The 17,377-nt window shown below is 65.2% G+C and carries 16 protein-coding genes; 7 read left to right on the forward strand and 9 right to left on the reverse strand.

What is annotated here, in order from left to right:
* Positions 1–119: 119 nt before the first annotated feature.
* The 4 genes from AC07X4_RS08420 to cysS all read right to left on the reverse strand — a co-directional run bounded on the left by AC07X4_RS08420 (position 120) and on the right by cysS (position 5,332).
* Entirely contained in the window at positions 120–1,970 is a 1,851-nt protein-coding gene (locus AC07X4_RS08420) for a methyl-accepting chemotaxis protein (RefSeq protein ID WP_494739815.1), read from the reverse strand.
* A gap of 200 nt (positions 1,971–2,170) precedes the next feature.
* The gene (locus AC07X4_RS08425; protein ID WP_494739816.1) at positions 2,171–3,148 is read right to left on the reverse strand and encodes an acetyl-CoA carboxylase carboxyltransferase subunit alpha; all 978 of its coding nucleotides are present in this window, start codon (positions 3,146–3,148) and stop codon (positions 2,171–2,173) included.
* A gap of 79 nt (positions 3,149–3,227) precedes the next feature.
* The gene (locus tag AC07X4_RS08430; RefSeq protein WP_494739817.1) at positions 3,228–3,902 is read right to left on the reverse strand and encodes a DNA-3-methyladenine glycosylase family protein; all 675 of its coding nucleotides are present in this window, start codon (positions 3,900–3,902) and stop codon (positions 3,228–3,230) included.
* 47 nt (positions 3,903–3,949) lie between these two features.
* Positions 3,950–5,332, reverse strand: coding sequence for a cysteine--tRNA ligase (cysS, locus tag AC07X4_RS08435; RefSeq protein WP_494739818.1), 1,383 nt, complete (start codon positions 5,330–5,332; stop codon positions 3,950–3,952).
* 218 nt (positions 5,333–5,550) lie between these two features.
* On the opposite strand from cysS, the gene AC07X4_RS08440 reads away from it, so the two are divergent.
* From AC07X4_RS08440 to AC07X4_RS08465, 6 genes are all read left to right on the forward strand, one after another.
* Positions 5,551–6,627 (forward strand): YybH family protein, encoded by a 1,077-nt coding sequence (locus AC07X4_RS08440; protein WP_056064660.1) that lies wholly within the window; start codon positions 5,551–5,553, stop codon positions 6,625–6,627.
* A gap of 71 nt (positions 6,628–6,698) precedes the next feature.
* Positions 6,699–8,006 carry a L,D-transpeptidase family protein gene (locus AC07X4_RS08445; RefSeq protein WP_494739819.1) on the forward strand — a complete coding sequence of 436 codons (1,308 nt, stop codon included), beginning with the start codon at positions 6,699–6,701 and terminating at the stop codon, positions 8,004–8,006.
* Positions 8,003–8,584: a peptidylprolyl isomerase gene (locus AC07X4_RS08450; protein ID WP_494739820.1), complete on the forward strand. Its 582-nt coding sequence runs from the start codon at positions 8,003–8,005 to the stop codon at positions 8,582–8,584. Before AC07X4_RS08445 ends, AC07X4_RS08450 begins: the two co-directional genes overlap by 4 nt.
* 29 nt (positions 8,585–8,613) lie before the next feature.
* Positions 8,614–9,120, forward strand: a complete 507-nt coding sequence (locus tag AC07X4_RS08455; RefSeq protein ID WP_056064668.1) for a peptidylprolyl isomerase — start codon at positions 8,614–8,616, stop codon at positions 9,118–9,120.
* Between the two features lie 82 nt (positions 9,121–9,202).
* The gene (locus AC07X4_RS08460) at positions 9,203–10,003 is read left to right on the forward strand and encodes a UDP-2,3-diacylglucosamine diphosphatase (protein WP_494739821.1); all 801 of its coding nucleotides are present in this window, start codon (positions 9,203–9,205) and stop codon (positions 10,001–10,003) included.
* Positions 10,004–10,049: 46 nt separating this feature from the next.
* Positions 10,050–10,874, forward strand: a complete 825-nt coding sequence (locus tag AC07X4_RS08465; protein WP_494739822.1) for a M90 family metallopeptidase — start codon at positions 10,050–10,052, stop codon at positions 10,872–10,874.
* A gap of 110 nt (positions 10,875–10,984) precedes the next feature.
* On the opposite strand, the gene AC07X4_RS08470 is transcribed toward AC07X4_RS08465, so the two are convergent.
* Together AC07X4_RS08470 and mdeB are read right to left on the reverse strand one after the other, a co-directional pair.
* The gene (locus AC07X4_RS08470; RefSeq protein WP_108498826.1) at positions 10,985–11,218 is read right to left on the reverse strand and encodes a hypothetical protein; all 234 of its coding nucleotides are present in this window, start codon (positions 11,216–11,218) and stop codon (positions 10,985–10,987) included.
* Positions 11,219–11,364: 146 nt separating this feature from the next.
* Positions 11,365–14,031 (reverse strand): alpha-ketoglutarate dehydrogenase, encoded by a 2,667-nt coding sequence (gene mdeB, locus AC07X4_RS08475; protein WP_494739823.1) that lies wholly within the window; start codon positions 14,029–14,031, stop codon positions 11,365–11,367.
* Positions 14,032–14,133: 102 nt separating this feature from the next.
* On the opposite strand from mdeB, the gene AC07X4_RS08480 reads away from it, so the two are divergent.
* Entirely contained in the window at positions 14,134–14,601 is a 468-nt protein-coding gene (locus AC07X4_RS08480; protein ID WP_099730725.1) for an Lrp/AsnC family transcriptional regulator, read from the forward strand.
* 34 nt (positions 14,602–14,635) lie between these two features.
* Here AC07X4_RS08480 and AC07X4_RS08485 read toward each other — a convergent pair whose 3' ends face one another.
* From AC07X4_RS08485 to AC07X4_RS08495, 3 genes are all read right to left on the reverse strand, one after another.
* On the reverse strand, positions 14,636–15,526 hold the full coding sequence (locus AC07X4_RS08485) for a DUF3014 domain-containing protein (protein WP_494739824.1): 891 nt from the start codon (positions 15,524–15,526) through the stop codon (positions 14,636–14,638).
* Between the two features lie 161 nt (positions 15,527–15,687).
* Positions 15,688–16,359, reverse strand: coding sequence for an alpha/beta hydrolase (locus AC07X4_RS08490; RefSeq protein ID WP_099730727.1), 672 nt, complete (start codon positions 16,357–16,359; stop codon positions 15,688–15,690).
* A gap of 58 nt (positions 16,360–16,417) precedes the next feature.
* Complete coding sequence (locus AC07X4_RS08495; RefSeq protein WP_494739825.1) at positions 16,418–17,248, reverse strand: DODA-type extradiol aromatic ring-opening family dioxygenase; 831 nt, start codon at positions 17,246–17,248, stop codon at positions 16,418–16,420.
* Positions 17,249–17,377 lie beyond the last annotated feature (129 nt).

The raw sequence follows: 17,377 nt of genomic DNA on the forward strand, positions 1-17,377 counted from the left end.
GGATGTGCCCGGAGGGCGTAGAGAACGAGGGAGAAATGGCGGCGCATGGGCGCCGATTATCACGGTGCCCCGCACTCCGACAGTAAGGTGCATGGGGGCGCCGCCCCGCCCCTGGCAACTTAACCGCCCGGCGAGGACAGCCGTGGCGCAGCGTGGGCAGGGTCGGTGGACAGGCGGAAGGTACCCACCACCTCCGACAGCCGCACCGACTGGTCCTTGAGGCTCTGTGCCGCAGCAGCGCTCTCCTCCACCAGCGCTGCGTTCTGCTGGGTCATCTGGTCGAGTTGGGCCACGGCCTGGCCGACCTCGTTGATGCTGGTGCTTTGCTCATTGGTGGACGCCGTGATCTCGGCCATGATGTCCGTCACACGCTGCACCGAGGTCACGATCTCGGTCATGGTAGTGCCCGCGTCGTGCACCAGCCGCGAGCCGTTTTCCACCTGCTCGACCGAGGTATTGATCAGGGTCTTGATCTCGCGTGCCGCCTCGGCGCTGCGCTGGGCGAGGCTGCGCACCTCGCCTGCCACCACCGCAAAGCCCCTGCCCTGCTCGCCCGCGCGGGCGGCTTCCACCGCAGCATTGAGCGCAAGGATGTTGGTCTGGAAGGCAATGCCGTCGATGACGCCGATGATGTCGTTGATCTTGCGCGAGGCCGCATTGATCTGGTCCATGGTGGTCACCACATTGCCCACCACTTGCCCCCCATGTTGCGCCACGTTGGACGCCTGGGCCACCAGCTGGTTGGCCTGGCGTGCCGAGTCTGCGTTGTGCCGCACGGTCTCGGTCAGTTGCTGCATGGAGGCTGATGTCTGCTGCAGGCTGGATGCCGTGAGTTCGGTGCGCCCGCTCAGGTCATGGTTGCCGGTGGCAATCTCTTCGGCGGCCACGCGTACCGAGCTGCTGGCGTCACGGATCTGCGAGAGCACACCGGAGAGCTTGCCCGCAAAGCTATTGAAGCTACCAGCGATCTGGGCCAGCTCGTCCTCACCGTGGGCGTCGATGCGGCGCGACAGGTCGCCATCACCGGCGCCGATTTCATGCATCGCGTCACGCACCAGCGTGAGCTGGCGCAGGCGCCTCGTCAGAACCACGCCCAGCAGCCCAACGGCCACCACCAACACCAAAACGCTGGAGATCAGCGATGTGGCCAGCATGGCCCGGATCGGTGCCATGGCCTCGCTTTCATCCAGGGCCACCACCAGCATCCATGAGGTGCCCGCGATCGGCACCACGCTGAGTAACCGGCTGCGCGACGCGATGTCCGCCTGCAGCAAGCTTTTGTCTTTGGATGCCGCGAGCAGCTTGTCGATCACGAGGTCCTTAGACAAATCTGCGATGGGCTTGAGGGTCAGCGCCTGGTCGCGGTGGGCGATGATCTTGCCATCGGCAGACACCAGAAACCCGAAACTCTGCGGCGTGGGCTGGATGGAAGCCACATTGGCAACCACTGACTCCATGTAAACATCACCAGCAGCCACGCCTTTGAGCGCCGCGCCGGCGCCCACCGGGGTCGCAAAAGTCACCACCAGCTTTTGGTCGGACGCCGAGATGTAGGGCGGCGTGACCACAGACCCGCCCGCTTGCGCGGCCTGCTTGTACCAGGGACGTGCGGTGGGGTCGTAGTCGGCGGGCAGGCTGCGAGTCTCTGAAAAAACGTACTTCTTGTCCGCGTAGCCAAAATACGCCGTGCTGAACTTGCCCGCGTCGCGCAGCATGGCCAGTGACTTGGCAGGCTCGGGATCTTCAAAGGCGGCGATGGAGGCCGCAATGATCGTGGCCTTGGCCCGCGCCCACTCCTCGATGGTTTCTGCGTGGCTCTTGGCGGTCGCCATGCCCTCTTCGGCCAGCGAAACCTGCGCCTGTGCACGTGCCGATAGGTAGTTGACCAACGTCAACACCATCAGGGCAGCCACCATGCAGGTGGCAGAGAGGACCAGGATCTGGCCCTTGAGCGTCTTCAGAAGCGACATGAAGCCCTCCTTGAACCGCCCGCGCAGGCGGTCTGCAGGCATGTTACATCCGGTAGCAGTCCATGCGCCAGTGCGGGTTTGTGCGCCCCTGCAAGGAGTCGGCCAGAAAAACAACAACGGCCCCGAAGGGCCGTTGGAACCGCACCAAGCTGGTGCATTTGGTGCCAGCAACGACAGGCCTGAACCTGCCCTCAGCGGGCTTAGCGGGCGTCCGCCTTGGTGTCGCTAAAGCGGCCGTAGCTCTGCAGACGCTCGTAGCGACGGTCCAGCAAGTCTTTGGTCTTGAGGTCTGCCACCTGGCGGAAGGCATCACCCAAAGCGCGCTTGAGGAAGGCAGCCATCTGCTTGTGGTCACGGTGAGCGCCGCCCACAGGCTCGCTCACGATCTTGTCCACCAGACCCAGGGCCTTGAGGCGGTGGGCGGTGATGCCCAGGGCGTCAGCGGCCTCTTGCGCCTTGTCGCTGGTCTTCCAGAGGATGGACGCACAGCCTTCGGGGCTGATGACCGAGTAGATGGCGTATTGCAGCATCACAACCTGATCGGCCACGCTGATGGCCAAGGCGCCGCCGGAGCCGCCTTCGCCAATGATGGTGGTGATGATGGGTACTTCGAGCTGCGCCATCTCGAAGATGTTGCGGCCAATGGCCTCGGACTGGCCCCGTTCCTCGGCGTCGATGCCAGGGTAGGCGCCGGGTGTGTCCACAAAGGTGAACACGGGCAACTTGAACTTCTCGGCCGTCTTCATCAAGCGCAGGGCCTTGCGATAGCCCTCGGGCTTGCTCATGCCGAAGTTGCGCATGGCGCGCTCCTTCGTGTCACGGCCCTTCTGGTGGCCGATGACCATGCAGGCATGGCCATTGAAGCGCGCCAGACCGCCCACGATGGACAGGTCATCCGCATAGTGGCGGTCGCCGTGCAATTCGACGAAGTCGGTGAAGATGTCGCGCACGTAGTCGAGCGTGTAGGGACGCTCAGGGTGGCGGGCGATCTTGGTGATCTGCCAGGGCGACAGTTCGCTGTAAATGTCTTTGGTGAGCTGCTGGCTCTTCTTGCTCAGCTGGTCGATCTCTTCCGAAATATCGACGGCACTCTCGGTCTGCACGTAGCGCAGTTCTTCAATTTTGGACTCCAGCTCGGCAATGGGCTGTTCGAAATCCAGAAAGGTCTTTTTCGCCAACGTTTTTCTCCTAGGGGGATCGCACCCGGCGGGGTTGCCACGAATGGCACGCACTGTAACCGGCGTGCCTGCAGTGGTGTCAATAAGTTACAGGCAGGGGGTCCAGAGACCGCCAAATATACCAAGTCGCGACGCTGCACCAGGGCTTCCAGGCCTCGGCCACCTCGCGGGCGTCACTGCGGCTCACGGGGTCGCCAGAGAAGTAATTCTGGCTGATGCCGCTGATCAACCCCACGTCGTCGAGGGGCAAAACATTGGGCCGCATCAAATAGAAGATCAAAAACATCTCGGCCGTCCATCGGCCGATGCCACGGATGGCCACCAGCTCGGCAATGATGGCCTCATCGTCCATGGCGGCCCAGTCCTTGACGTGCAGCTTGCCGCCTTCAAAGTGCATGGCCAGGTCCACCAGGTAGTCCACCTTGCGGGCAGACAGGCCTGCGGCCCGCATGTCGTCGATCTTGAGCTTGAGCACGCTGGCGGGCTTCATGCCGCGCGGCAGCAGCGCTACAAAACGCTCCCATACGGCCTGTGCTGACGCCACTGACACCTGCTGTCCCACGATGGAACGCGCCAGTGTGATGAAGGGGTCGCCCTTGGTTTGCAGCGCGGCGTCGCCAAACTGCGGGATCAGGCGCTTCATCACCCGGTCTTTTTTCACCAGGTGCTTGCAGGCCTCGGCCCAGTAGTCGGGCGTGGCCAGCACCAGCGACGGCGCCACAGCGTCACCCGATATCTTTTTAGAAGCTGCCACCGCTTATTCCACCTGCACTACTGGCATATTTAGCATCAAAACCATGCTCATTGGGCAGCTTCCCATGTGGTGCCGGCGGCAGAGTCCTTGAGCACGATGCCCTGGGCCAGCAAGTGGTTGCGGATGCGGTCGGCCTCGGCAAAGTTCTTGGCCGCCTTGGCTGCGGCCCGGGCAGCAATCTGTGCCTGAATCTCAGACTCATCCACACCGGCGGCCCCGGACTGAAGAAAAGCCTTGGGGTCACCCTGCAAGATCCCCAGACAGCCACCCAGCGCCTGGAGCAACCCCGCCAGCTCGACGGAGCGGGTCTTGTTGACCTCGCTTGCCAGATCAAACAGCACGGCCACGGCCTCGGGAGTGCCAAAGTCCTCGTCCATCGCGCCCTTGAAGCGGGCCGCGTAAGGGTTGGTCCAGTCAATAGAAGCGGCTTGCGCGGGAGTCACCAGGCTCAGCGCGGTGTACAGCCGCTTGAGCGCCTGGCGCGCGTCATCCAGATGCGCATCGCTGTAGTTCAGCGCACTTCGGTAGTGGGCGCGGACGATGAAAAAGCGCACGGTTTCTGCGTCATACGTCTTGAGCACGTCGCGGATGGTGAAGAAGTTGCCCAGGCTCTTGGACATCTTCTCGTTGTCCACGCGCACAAAGCCGTTGTGCACCCAGAACTTGGCCAGCGGTTTGCCCGTGGCACCTTCACTCTGGGCGATTTCGTTCTCATGGTGGGGGAACTGCAGGTCCGCGCCGCCGCCGTGGATGTCAAAGGTTTCGCCCAGCGTGGCGCCGCACATGGCCGAGCACTCGATATGCCAGCCGGGTCGGCCCGAGCCAAAGCTGCTGTCCCATTTGGCCTCGGGGGGTTCCTCGGGCTTGGAGGCTTTCCACAGCACGAAGTCGAGCGGGTCTTCCTTGCCGTCCAGCACTGCTACGCGCTCGCCGGCGCGCAGCTCGTCGAGCGACTTGCCCGAGAGCTTGCCGTAGCCATCAAACTTGCGCACGGAGTAGTTCACATCGCCGTTGCTCGCCCGGTAGGCAAGGCCCTTGCCTTCCAGCTGGCCGATGAGCGAGAGCATCTGGGGCACATATTCGGTAGCGCGGGGCTCGACCGACGGCGGCTCGATGCCCAGCAGGCCGATGTCCTGGTGCATGGCGGCAATCATCTCGTCAGTGAGCTGGCGGATGGTGATGCCACGCTCCAGCGCACGCTTGATGATCTTGTCGTCGATGTCGGTGATGTTGCGCACGTAGGTCACGCGCAGGCCGCTGGCCTTGAGCCAGCGCTGCACGACGTCGAACGCCATCATCATCCGGGCGTGGCCGATATGGCACAGGTCATAAATGGTCATGCCGCACACATACATGCGCACATGGCCAGGTTCGAGCGGGGAAAAGTCTTCCAATGCACGCGACAGCGTGTTGTAGATGCGCAAACTCATGGGATTTCAGTAACGGGAGACTTGATGGGGTGGGCGAGGCAAAGAAACTCACCCGGCAGCAGCGGAACTCGGCCCTTGACAGGGGGTGGCCCGGCAAGGGGCGTCCAGCAAAATCACCAGCGGCAACAGCGTACCGTCATGACAACCCCCTCAGCTACAATCCGCCGCAGTATAAGCCCCCGCCCGGGCTGGCTGCCGCCCAACTCCTTTGTACCCCCATGAAGCAAGTCCGACGCACACTCCCACGCCTACTGCGCCTTCTGGCACTGACCGCCCTGATGGGCACGGGCGTGGTCCACGCGGACGACTATGCCGACATCACCCAGTTGCTCAAGGCTGGCAAGGCGTCCGAGGCGCTGGCCAAGGCCGACCAGCGCCTGGCCGCCAACCCACGTGACCCGCAGCTGCGCTTCTTGCGCGGCGTGGCCCAGACCGACTCGGGCAAGCAGGCCGACGCCATCGCCACCTTCACCAAGCTCACCGAAGAGTACCCAGAGCTGCCCGAGCCCTACAACAACCTGGCTGTGCTGTACGCCAACCAGAACCAGCTGGACAAGGCCCGCACGGCGCTGGAAATGGCGATCCGCACCAACCCCAGCTACGCCACCGCACAGGAAAACCTGGGCGACATCTACGCCAAGCTGGCCAGCCAGGCCTACAACAAGGCGCTGCAACTGGATGCCAACAACGCCAACTCCGTCAAGCCCAAGCTGGCGCTGATCCGCGAATTGTTCTCCAACGAACCCGGCAGCAAAACCGGTCGCCCTGCCGCCGCAGCGCCCGCGCCCGCCGTGGTGGTAACCCAGCGCCCTGCACCCGCTCCAGCGCCCGCCGCTGCGCCAGCAGCTGCAGCCCAGGCGCCAGCGCCTGCCGCCGCTCCAGCCCCAGCTCCAACTGTCAGCCCCGCTCCCGCTGCACCGGCACCTGCCCCAGCGCCTGCAGCTGCGGGCGACGCATCCACCCAGGCCGTTACCTCTGCCGTACAGGCCTGGGCTGCGGCCTGGTCGTCCAAGGACATGAAGGGGTACCTGGGCGCGTACGACAAGTCGTTCGATCCACCTGGTCGCCAAGGCCGCGCTGCCTGGGAGAAGGAACGCGAGGCGCGCATCGTCGGCAAATCCAAGATCAGCGTGAAGCTTTCTGACATCACCGTGTCCGTACAAGGTGACAAGGCCACGGCCCGGTTTCGCCAGGCATACAGTGCCGACTCGCTCAACGTGAGCAGCCGCAAGACGTTGGACCTCGTCAATAACAACGGCCGCTGGACCATCGTTCGCGAATCCACAGGCGGTTGACCATGGCCCCCGATGCGGCGCCTGCGCCTTCCGCGCGGGCTTTTTTTTTTGCCCTGACAGTCAGCTGATAGATGGTTTGCATGTTTGTGCCCCTGACCAACGCAGGCCGCAGGGCAGCATCGGCGGTGCTGTTGCTGCTGGGCCTCTCGTTGGCCACGCCAGCCCTGCCGCAGGGTGCCAAGGCCCGCCGGGCGGCTGCTGCGCATGCGGCATTCACCACCCCCCCGGTGGCGCCCACACCTGCTGAGCTGCGCGACGGCCAAGCGGAGACGCGCCTCATGGCGGTCTACAAGCTGGTGGCCGAAGGCCGGGGTCGCGAGGCGCTGGCCCAGGCCGAAAGCCTGGCGCGCGACTACCCCAATTTCCAGCTGGCGCAACTGGCGGTCGGTGACCTGCTCATGTCGCGAACCCGGCCACTGCGGCATATGGGCGATGTGGCCCCTGAGCCGGACTCAGCCCGCAGCATCCAGGCCGCTGCAGCACTGGCCGAACTGCGCACCGAATCGCGCCAGCGTGTGGATGCACAACGCAGCCGCCCCCCGGTCAATGCCATCCCCGCACAGTTCCTGGAGCTATCCCCTCGCTCGCGCCACGCGATTGCGGTAGACACCTCGCGCTCTCGCCTGTACCTCTTTGAAAACACCGCCCAGGGCCTGCGGCTGGTGGCCGACTACTATGCCTCCGTGGGCAAGCTGGGCATCGAAAAAGAGGTGGAGGGTGACCAGCGCACACCGCTGGGGGTGTACTTCATCACCAGCCGCCTGGACCCGGCCAAGCTCAAGGACTTCTACGGCGCGGGCGCCCTGCCCATCAACTATCCCAATCCCCTGGACCAGAGCCGGGGCAAGACGGGGAGCGGCATCTGGCTGCATGGCACGCCGCCCGACCAATTCTCGCGCGCGCCACTGGCGACCGACGGTTGCCTCGTGCTGGCCAACCCCGACCTCGAACGCATCCTGCGCACGGTGGAGCCCCGCTCCACCCCCGTAGTCATTGCGCGCCAGTTGCAATGGGTGCAGCCTCACAGCGTGGCGGCCGACCGCAAATCGTTCGAAGCGGTGCTCAACGCCTGGCGCGCCGCCAAGACCGAGGGCGACATGAAGCGCCTGCTGGGCTTTTATGCGTCCGACTTCCAGAGCTACCGCAAGAAGCCGCTGGAGGAATGGACCCAGGTGCTGCAGGCCGAGGCCCGCGCCCTCAAGGGCCGGGAACTCCAGCTCAAGGACAAGTCTTACCTGCGGTGGACAGACTCGGCCGACACCATGGTGGTAACGTTCGGCGAAGTCGCCGAAGGCGCCCGCACAGGCCCGGTCAAGCGCCAGTACTGGACGCGCCGCGGCCAACAATGGCAGATCTTTTTCGAAGGAGTGATTGGATGATTTCCAGAAGAAATTCGACGGTAGCGCTGGCAAGTATTGCCCTGGTTGCTATGTTTACAGTAGCACCCGTACAGGCGCAAGATGCCCCCAAGGTCAAGCTGGCCACGTCGATGGGCGACATCGTCGTGCAGCTCGACGCCGCCAAGGCCCCCAAGACGGTCGAGAACTTCCTGGCCTACGTGAACAGCAAGCACTACGACGGCACGATCTTCCACCGCGTGATGGACGGCTTCATGATCCAGGGCGGCGGCTTCACGGCTGATATGCAGCAAAAGCCCACCAAGGCCCCCATCCCGCTTGAAGCCAAGAACGGCCTCAAGAACGACACCTACACCATCGCCATGGCACGCACCGGCGATCCCAACTCGGCCACTTCGCAGTTCTTCATCAACGTGAAGGACAACGGCATGCTCAACGCCCCCAACCCTGACGGCCACGGCTACGCCGTGTTCGGCAAGGTGGTCGAAGGCACCGCCGTGGTCGACAAGATCAAGGCCGTGGCCACCGGCAACAAGGGCGGCCACCAGAACGTGCCCACCACCCCCATCACCATCAACTCCGCCACCGTGGTGAAGTGAAGAGCCCATTTTTTGAAAGAAGCAAAGCCATGAGCAACCCCCAAGTCGAACTGCACATCGCCGGCTACGGCGTCATCACCCTCGAACTCGACGCCGCCAAGGCACCCAAGTCGGTCGAGAACTTCCTGGCCTACGTGAACAAAGGCCACTACAACAACACCATCTTCCACCGCGTGATCCCCGGCTTCATGGTGCAAGGCGGCGGCTTTGAGCCCGGCATGACCCAAAAGGGCACCGACGCGCCCATCGAAAACGAAGCCAACAACGGCCTGAAGAACGCCAACTACACCGTGGCCATGGCCCGCACCAGCGACCCGCACTCGGCCACCGCCCAGTTCTTCATCAACGTGGCCGACAACGGCTTCCTGAACCACACCGCACCTTCGGCCCAGGGCTGGGGCTATGCCGTGTTCGGCAAGGTTGTGTCAGGCACCGACGTGGTGGACAAGATCAAGGCCGTGAAGACGGGCCGCAAGGGCTTCCATGACGACGTGCCGAAGGAAGACGTGATCATCGAGAAGGCGGTCGCCCTCTGAGCATCGCATCCCCCTGTGGCGCTGCGCGCCCCGCTGAGGCCACGCCCATGTCGGCCGCCCATTGCAGGCCGCAGCGCAAGGGATGAACCACCCAGCCTCCCCCGTGACCACGACCGTGCCCCGGTTCGAGGAGCTTGTCGCTCCCTCGCATTGGCGCGCGGTCGATTTCATTTCAGACCTGCACCTGCAGGCCAGCGAGCCCGCCACGGTGGCCGCATTCCAGCAGTATCTGGAAGGCACCACGGCAGACGCCCTCTTTATCCTGGGCGACCTGTTCGAAGTGTGGGTGGGCGACGATGCCATGAGCGAGCCCAGCCGCTTCGAAGCCCAGGGCTGCGCCCTCCTTCGGGCCGCCGCGCAGCGCCTGCCGGTGTACTTCATGCATGGCAACCGCGACTTTCTGGCGGGCCCTGCCTTCCTGGCTGGGTGCGGCATCACCGGCCTGGCAGACCCCACAGTCCTGGTCTTTGACGGCCAGCGGTATGTCCTGAGCCACGGCGACCTGCTGTGCCTGGACGATGTGGACTACCAGCGTTTTCGCCTGCAGGCCCGCAGCGCCGCCTGGCAGCAGCAATTTCTGACCCAGCCTTTGGCCACGCGCCGCGTGCAGGCGCGCGGCATCCGCCAGGAGAGCGAGGCGCGCAAGCAGTCTGGGGCCACGTACGCCGATGTGGACAGCCCCGCCGCCATCGCCTGGCTGCAGGCCGCAGGCGCCCACACCCTCATCCACGGCCACACCCACCGGCCAGCCGACCATGTGCTGGCTCCGGGTCTGCAACGCCTGGTGCTGAGCGACTGGGATGCCGCAGCATTGCCCCCCCGGCTGGAAACACTGCGTTTGTCCAGCGCGGGCTTGGAACGGCTGCCCCTGGCCCCCAAGTAACAGCGGTCATGAACTGAGCGGGCCCACCTCCCGCAGCCCGATCGCCATGCCCCCCTTGCTCAACCGCCTCTGGCGCCGCGTGCGCGCCACCGTGGCACCGGTACCGGACATCTCTGCCACGTTGTGGCTGCAGACCGTGCAGCGCTACCCATTTCTGGCCGCGCTATCGCTGCACGACCAGGCCAAGCTGCGCGTGCTCAGCGCCCTCTTCTTGCACCACAAGGAATTCCACGGTGCCCACGGCCTCGTGGTGACCGACGCCATGGCCATCGACATTGCCGCGCAGGCCTGCCTGCCCCTGCTGCACTGGGGCGACCCCACCAAGGCACTCGACTGGTACGACGATTTTGTGGGCATCGTGCTGCACCCCGGCGAGGCCGTGGCCCGCCGCCAGACGATGGACGAAGCGGGCGTGGTGCACGAGCACACCCAGGTGCTGCTGGGCGAGGCCATGGAGCGCGGCCCCATCATGCTCAGCTGGCAGCATGTGAGCAACGCTACCGAGAACACCGCGCGGGGCCACAATGTGGTGGTGCACGAGTTCGTGCACAAGCTCGATATGAAGAACGGCCAACCCAACGGCTGCCCGCCCCTGCCTGCAGGCTTCATGGGAACACACACCGGCCGTGCTGCGTATGAGGCGTGGTGGGCAGCCTGGGAGCCCGCCTACGAACAGTTCCGCGAACGCGTGATCATGGCCGAGCGCTTCGGCGCCGAACGGCCCTGGCTGGACGCGTACGGCGCCACCTCACCCTCCGAGTTCTTTGCCGTGGCCTGCGAGGCGTACTTTGTGAACCGCGAACGGTTTGCCCAGGAGTTTCCGGGATTGATGCCGGTGCTGAATGCGTTCTTCCAGCGCCCTGCAGGCTGAGCCTGGCGGTACGCATGGGGGGGCCACCACCCCTTTTTGTACGCTGGCAGGCCACAGGCCAACCATCCCTGCAGTCACTCAGGCTGCAGCAGCACCCCACCGCACAGCCTTCATGCGCCCAGCGCGTTTTCCACCGCCTGCTTGGCTTCTTCCAGACTACTGAAAAACTGGGTGGGTTGCGGCATGGCCTTGGGCAAATGGGCGGGCGGCGGCCACAGGCGGTCGTCTGCCCAGGCGGCGGTCCATCCGCCAATGTCTTTGCGCTTGATGGAGCAAAGTGCTTGCCCGTCCACGTTGGCTATCCAGGTGGTCGGCGGGTTATGGTCCCAGATGACATGTGCCATGGCGCCCTCTCACGGTTGCTGGACCATTGTAGGAAGCCTGCGCGAAATTGGGCAATGGCGTTCACCCCACCCCCGCTGCCATCAGGCGACAGAGCGGAGGCACAGTAAAACGACGGCAGGCGCCTGCGCTCGCCCCCCTGCACCCATCAGCCAGCGGCCAGCGCTCGCCGCGCGGCCAGGGCCACGCTGGCTGCATCCACCCCAAAGAACTGCCGGAGCGCTGCCCGCGTGTCGCTGCGTCCAAATCCATCCGTGCCCAGTGTCACATACTTGCGGCCCTCGGGGATGAAGGCGCGCACCGTCTCGGGCACGGCGCGCACATAGTCGCTGGCGGCGATCACTGGTCCGCGGGTCGTGGCCAGTTGCTGCGTCAGCCATGCGGGTGCAGGCTGGGCATCGCCCGCCAGCCAGCGCTGCTCGCAGGCCACGCCGTCGCGGGCCAGTTCGCTCCAGCTGGTGACGCTGAGCACGGTCACATCCACGCCCTCGCTGGCAAGTTGTTCTGCGGCCTTGACCACCTCGGTCAGGATGGCACCAGAGCCCATCAGGGTGACGCTTTTGGACGAAATCGCGCTGTCGCGCTGGTGCATATTGCCTGAATAGCTCCTGAAAACATAGCATCCACGCAGCACACCTTCTGCCGCACCGGCGGGCAGGTCGGGCTGTGCGTAGTTCTCGTTCATCAGCGTGACGTAGTAGAAAACGTCGCGCTGCTCGGTCACCATCTCGCGCATGCCGGCGTCGATGATGACGGCCATTTCTCCCGCGTAGGCTGGGTCGTAGGCCTTGCAGTTGGGAATGGTGGCGGCCACTAGGTGGCTGCTGCCGTCCTGGTGCTGCAGGCCCTCGCCGCCCAGCGTGGTGCGGCCCGAGGTCGCCCCCAAGAGGAAGCCGCGCGCACGCTGGTCCGCCGCAGCCCAGATGGCGTCTCCCACGCGCTGGAAGCCGAACATGGAGTAGTAGATGTAGAACGGCAGCATGGCCAGGCCGTGCACGCTGTAGCTCGTTGCAGCAGCCGTCCAGCTGGCGATGGCGCCCGCCTCGCTGATGCCTTCTTCCAGGATCTGGCCGTCCAGCGCCTCGCGGTAGCTCAGCACCGAGCCGATGTCCTCGGGCGCATAACGCTGGCCCACGCTGCTGTAGATGCCTACCTGCTTGAACAGATTGGCCATGCCGAAGGTCCGCGCCTCGTCGGCCACGATGGGCACGATGCGCGGGCCCAAGGTGGTGTCCTTCAGCAGCGTGCCCAGCATGCGCACGAAGGCCATGGTGGTGCTCATCTCCTTGCCATCGGCCTGCAGCGCGAACTGCGCGTAGCTATCGATGGACGGGACGGGCAGCGCGTCGCACGCCGTCTCGCGGCACGGCAGGTAGCCGCCCAGTGCGTCGCGGTGGCTGCGCAGGTAGCGCATCTCCGAGCTGTCTTCGGCGGGCTTGAAGAAGGCCAGGCTGGTGGCCTGCTCGTCGCTGAGCGGCAGGTTGAAGCGATTGCGAAACTCGATGAGGTCGGTCTCATCCAGCTTCTTCTGGCTGTGCGTGGTCATCTTGCCCTGGCCGGCAGTGCCCATGCCGTAGCCCTTCTTGGTGTGGGCCAGGATCACCGTGGGCTGGCCCGTGTGCGCAGCGGCGGCGGCGTAGGCGGCGTGGATCTTCACCAGGTCGTGCCCGCCGCGCTTCAAACGGTCGATCTGCTCGTCCGTCATGCCCTGGGCCAGGGCAGCCAGCTCAGGGTTCTGACCGAAGAAGTTGTCGCGGTTGAAGCGGCCGTCCTTGGCGGCAAAGGTCTGCATCTGGCCATCGACCGTGCCTTCGAGCGTGCGCACCAGCGCACCGGTCAGGTCGCGGGCGAACAGGCCGTCCCAGTCGCTGCCCCACACCAGCTTGACCACGCTCCAACCCGCGCCGGCGAACAAGCGCTCCAGCTCGTCGATGATGCGGCCGTTGCCACGCACTGGGCCATCCAGGCGCTGCAGGTTGCAGTTGACGACCCAGACCAGGTTGTCCAGGCCTTCACGCGCGGCCAGGGTCAGCGCGCTCATGCTCTCGGGCTCGTCCATCTCGCCATCGCCGAACACGCCCCACACCTTGCGCCCCGCGCAGTTGAGCAGGTTGCGGTGCGTGAGGTAGCGCATGAAGCGTGCGTGGTAGATGCTGCTGATAGGGCCGATGCCCATCGAGCCGGTGGGGAACTGCCAGAAGTCCGGCATCAGCCAGGGGTGCGGGTAGCTCGACAGCCCCTGCGCGCCCGCACCCGGCGCCGTCAGTTCCTGGCGGTAGTGCATCAGGTCCTGCTCGGACAGGCGCCCTTCCAGGAAGGCGCGGGCATACACGCCGGGCGCGCTGTGCGGCTGGAAGAACACCAGATCGCCCCGGTGCTGCCCTTCGCCCAGGCCTTCACGGGCACGAAAAAAATGGTTGAACCCGCTTTCGAAAAGATCCGCAGCACTGGCGTAGCTGGCAATGTGCCCACCCAACTCGCCATACGCCTGGTTCGCGCGCACCACCATGGCCAGCGCGTTCCAGCGCACGATGGAAGCCACGCGCTCCTCGATGGCCAGGTCACCCGGAAACACAGGCTGGTCCTGCACCGCCACGGTGTTCACGTACGGCGTGTTCAGGTCAGGCTGCCAGCCAATGCGCTGCGCACGCGCCACCCGCACCAGCTCCTGCAGCATGTGCCGCGCTCGCTCGGGGCCTTCGGTGGCGACGAGTGCCAGGAAGGCATCGCGCCACTCGGCGGTTTCTTCGGGGTCGGCGTCCAGGGGGGCGCCGATGGCTTGTTGCAGCAGGGCGTGGGGTGTGAGGGCGTTCATGGAGGCCACTGTAGCGAGGCTGGCTCCAAATGAGTTGCCGTTTTGCCTTTCGCAACGCGCATCTATAGCACTTTATGCCGCCAAAGCAATAAACTGCGGCATATGAAACTGGACACCCTCGATTTGCGCATCCTGGCCGAGCTGCAGGCCGATGGATCTCTGTCCAACGTAGAGCTGGCGCGGCGCGTGCACCTGTCGCCCTCGCCCTGCCTGGCGCGGGTAAAGGCGCTGGAGGCAGCAGGCGTCATCAGCCGCTATGTGGCGCTGGCCAATGCGGCGGCGCTGGGGCTGGGCCTGAATGTGTTCATCAGCATCAGCCTCAAGGCGCAAAGCAAGGAGGCCCTGGCCGACTTTGAACGCCGCATTGCCGAACACGATGAGGTGATGGAGTGCTACCTGATGAGCGGCGACAGCGACTACCTGATCCGCGTAGCGCTTGCCGATATCGGGGCGCTGGAGCGGTTCATCTTGGAGCAGCTGTCGCCCATTCCGGGCGTGGAGAAGATCCGATCCAGCTTTGCACTCAAGCAGGTGCGCTACAAGACCGCCCTGCCTTTGCCCAGCGCCTGACGCAGCCCACAGGCCGCGGGATGCGATGCAAACGCTATTTACGCGCCACGCCGCTCGTGACCACGCGCTTGCGCAGCTCGCGGATCAGCGCCTTGGCACGCGCCTCGTTGGCGGGGCCCATGCGCAGCAGGATCTTCTGACCGCTGGGCAGCGCCTCCAGCGCGGGGTCCACAAACTCGTAGCGCACCCAGGGCCGCAGGTTGGGCACTTCGGTGTTCACGGGCGTGAGCTTGACCTGCAACGGGCCCGCAGGCTCGGGCGCCAGCAGCAGCTGGTTCAGCACCGCCACCAGGCGGTCGTTGAAGTAGCGCCGGGGGTAGCCCAGTTCTTCATACGCCTGCTGAAACAGCGGGTACAGCCGCGCGTACAGCGCCACGGCGGGCTCCATCGGTACCGCTTCGGCAAACGCCAAGAAGGCGCTGTAGCGTGCGGCATTGGCCGCGGCGACGGTGGTGGGCGCGTCGCCAGTGCCATCCACCACAAACCGCTGCAGCGTAGGTTGCACCGGCCACATGCGCGATGGCGCGTGGGCGCGGCCGAGGTTGTCCACCGTGGCCACCACACGGCGAACAAAACCGTCGGTCTGCAGAAACATCGCCAGCTTGTCGCGGCCCAGCAGCTCGGCCAACAGCTCTGTCACCCTGGCGTCGGACTCGGCCAGCGCAGGCAAGGCAGCGTCAGGCGGTGCCAGCGCATCTACCGGGTTCTGCGGCCCCGACGCCTCGGGCGCGGGCGGCGGCGCTGCCGGTGCGGCAGGCGCGGCAACCGCAGGGGGCTGCGCTACCGCAGGCGCCACGGGCCGCAGCCAGAACCACCATGCCGCGCCAGCCGCCACGGCGCACACCAGCGCAGCCAGCAAGACCCAGAGTGCGGGGGAGGTGCGCTCTGGCGCGGGGCGGAATTCTGCGGTGTCTTGATCGGGCATGGGCTCTCCTTCAGCACAGGAACAACCCTTGTCCGACGCTCCATGGCGTCAGGCGTTCCCTCTCAGTCCCACATGGGGCGTGCACGATTGGACAACCGCACACCCAGACCCCGGTAACGCGATGTAGCCCGCCCCGGGGCCGGCCCGGGAGAATGCCCTGCTTAAAACGCCGTCGGTGTGGTGGACAGCGACTCCAGCCATGCCACCGTGGCGGCCAACTCGGAGGGGCGAATCTCGTGTGCGCTGGGGAACTCGCGGTACGTCACCGTCACCGGCAGTGGCGCCATGTGGTGGGCGATGGCCTGGGCGTTGGCCAGCGGGATCACGTTGTCGTGGGTACCGTGGCTCAGCCACAGTTGCTTGCCGCGCAGCGCATCGGCAGGTGCGGTGAGCGGCACCACCTGCGGCAGCAGGCGGCTGTGCCACACCAGGCCTGCATGCATCAACGCGGGCCGGGTGAGCAACAGCGACAGCGCCATGATGCCGCCCTGGCTGAAGCCGCCCACCACCACCCGCTCGGGCGGAATGCCCAGCTGATCGGCGGCAGACTCGACCGCCTGGGCCACCAGGGCGCGGCTTTGCGCCTCCTGCTCTTCGTTGATGGTGCGCTCGCCGCTGGGCTCGATGGAGAAATCAAACCACGCGTGTGAGCCCGGCCCCATGCGAAACGGCGCACGCAGGCTCAGCACATGAAACCGGTCCGGGATCTGCGGGGCCAGGCTGAACAGGTCCTGCTCGTTGCTGCCCACGCCATGCATCAGCACCAGCAGCCAGGGCCGGGGTGCGGTGGCGGCAGCGGGACGCTGCAAAAATGTGAGCGGCAAGGTAAGCATATATGTGCGCCTCGAATGGTTTAGGGCCAAAAACGGGTGGAATGCAAGGAGTTCCGTGTCAGTGCACCGGCTCCAGGGCAAAAGCGTCCATCGACAGCATGCTGTACATCACCTCGCGGCTCAAGTAGTTTGCGTGCAGGTCGTCCCCTGCTGCACCCAGTGCAAAGAAGATCGGCAAAAAGTGGTCTTCGGTCGGATGCGCACGGTGGGCGTGAGGCGCCTGGCTGCGGTAGTTGAGCAGTGCTGCCATGTCCCCACGGGCCAGTGCGTCCTCGATCCAGCGGCTGAACTCCAGCACATAGGGCGCGGGCGCCCGCTCGCCGCCAAAAAACTCGGCCAGGTTGTGCGTCATGCTGCCCGACCCCACCACCAGTACGCCCTGGCTGCGCAGGCTGCGCAAGGCGGCGCCCAGTGCATACACATCGGCCGGGCCCGCGCCCACGGGCAGCGCCACCTGCACCACAGGCACGTCGGCCTGCGGGAACAAGTGCATCAGCGGCACCCAGGCGCCGTGGTCAAAGGGACGCGCGGCATCGCCCTGGGCCGCCACACCAGCGGCCTGCAACAGACCCAGAACTTCTTGCGCCAAAGCGGGCGAGCCTGGAGCGGGGTACTGCAGCTGGTACAGCGCGGGAGGGAATCCGCCAAAGTCGTGCCAGGTGGCAGGCTGCGGTCCGGTCATCACCTGCGCCGAGCGCGCCATCCAATGCGGCGACATGACCACCACGCCACGCAGGCCGGGGTATTGCGACTTCAGGCTCTCGCCCCACTGCGTGAGCGCCGGGCCGGTGGTGCCCGCATCCAGCGCAAACAAGGGCGCACCATGCGACACAAACAGCGCGGGGACTGCGGCAGAAACAGGAACGGGGGCTTGGGCAGAGGCAGACATGACAACTCCAACAAGGAACACCATGAATGTAGGACTGATAGCCCGTGATACCAAGCCCTGCAAGGCAGACAGATTGTTCTACGGATGATGCCAATCAAACATTGACAGTGCCTTGGCGCACAGCAAGCA

The organism is Acidovorax sp. GW460-11-11-14-LB4 (assembly GCF_059423685.1).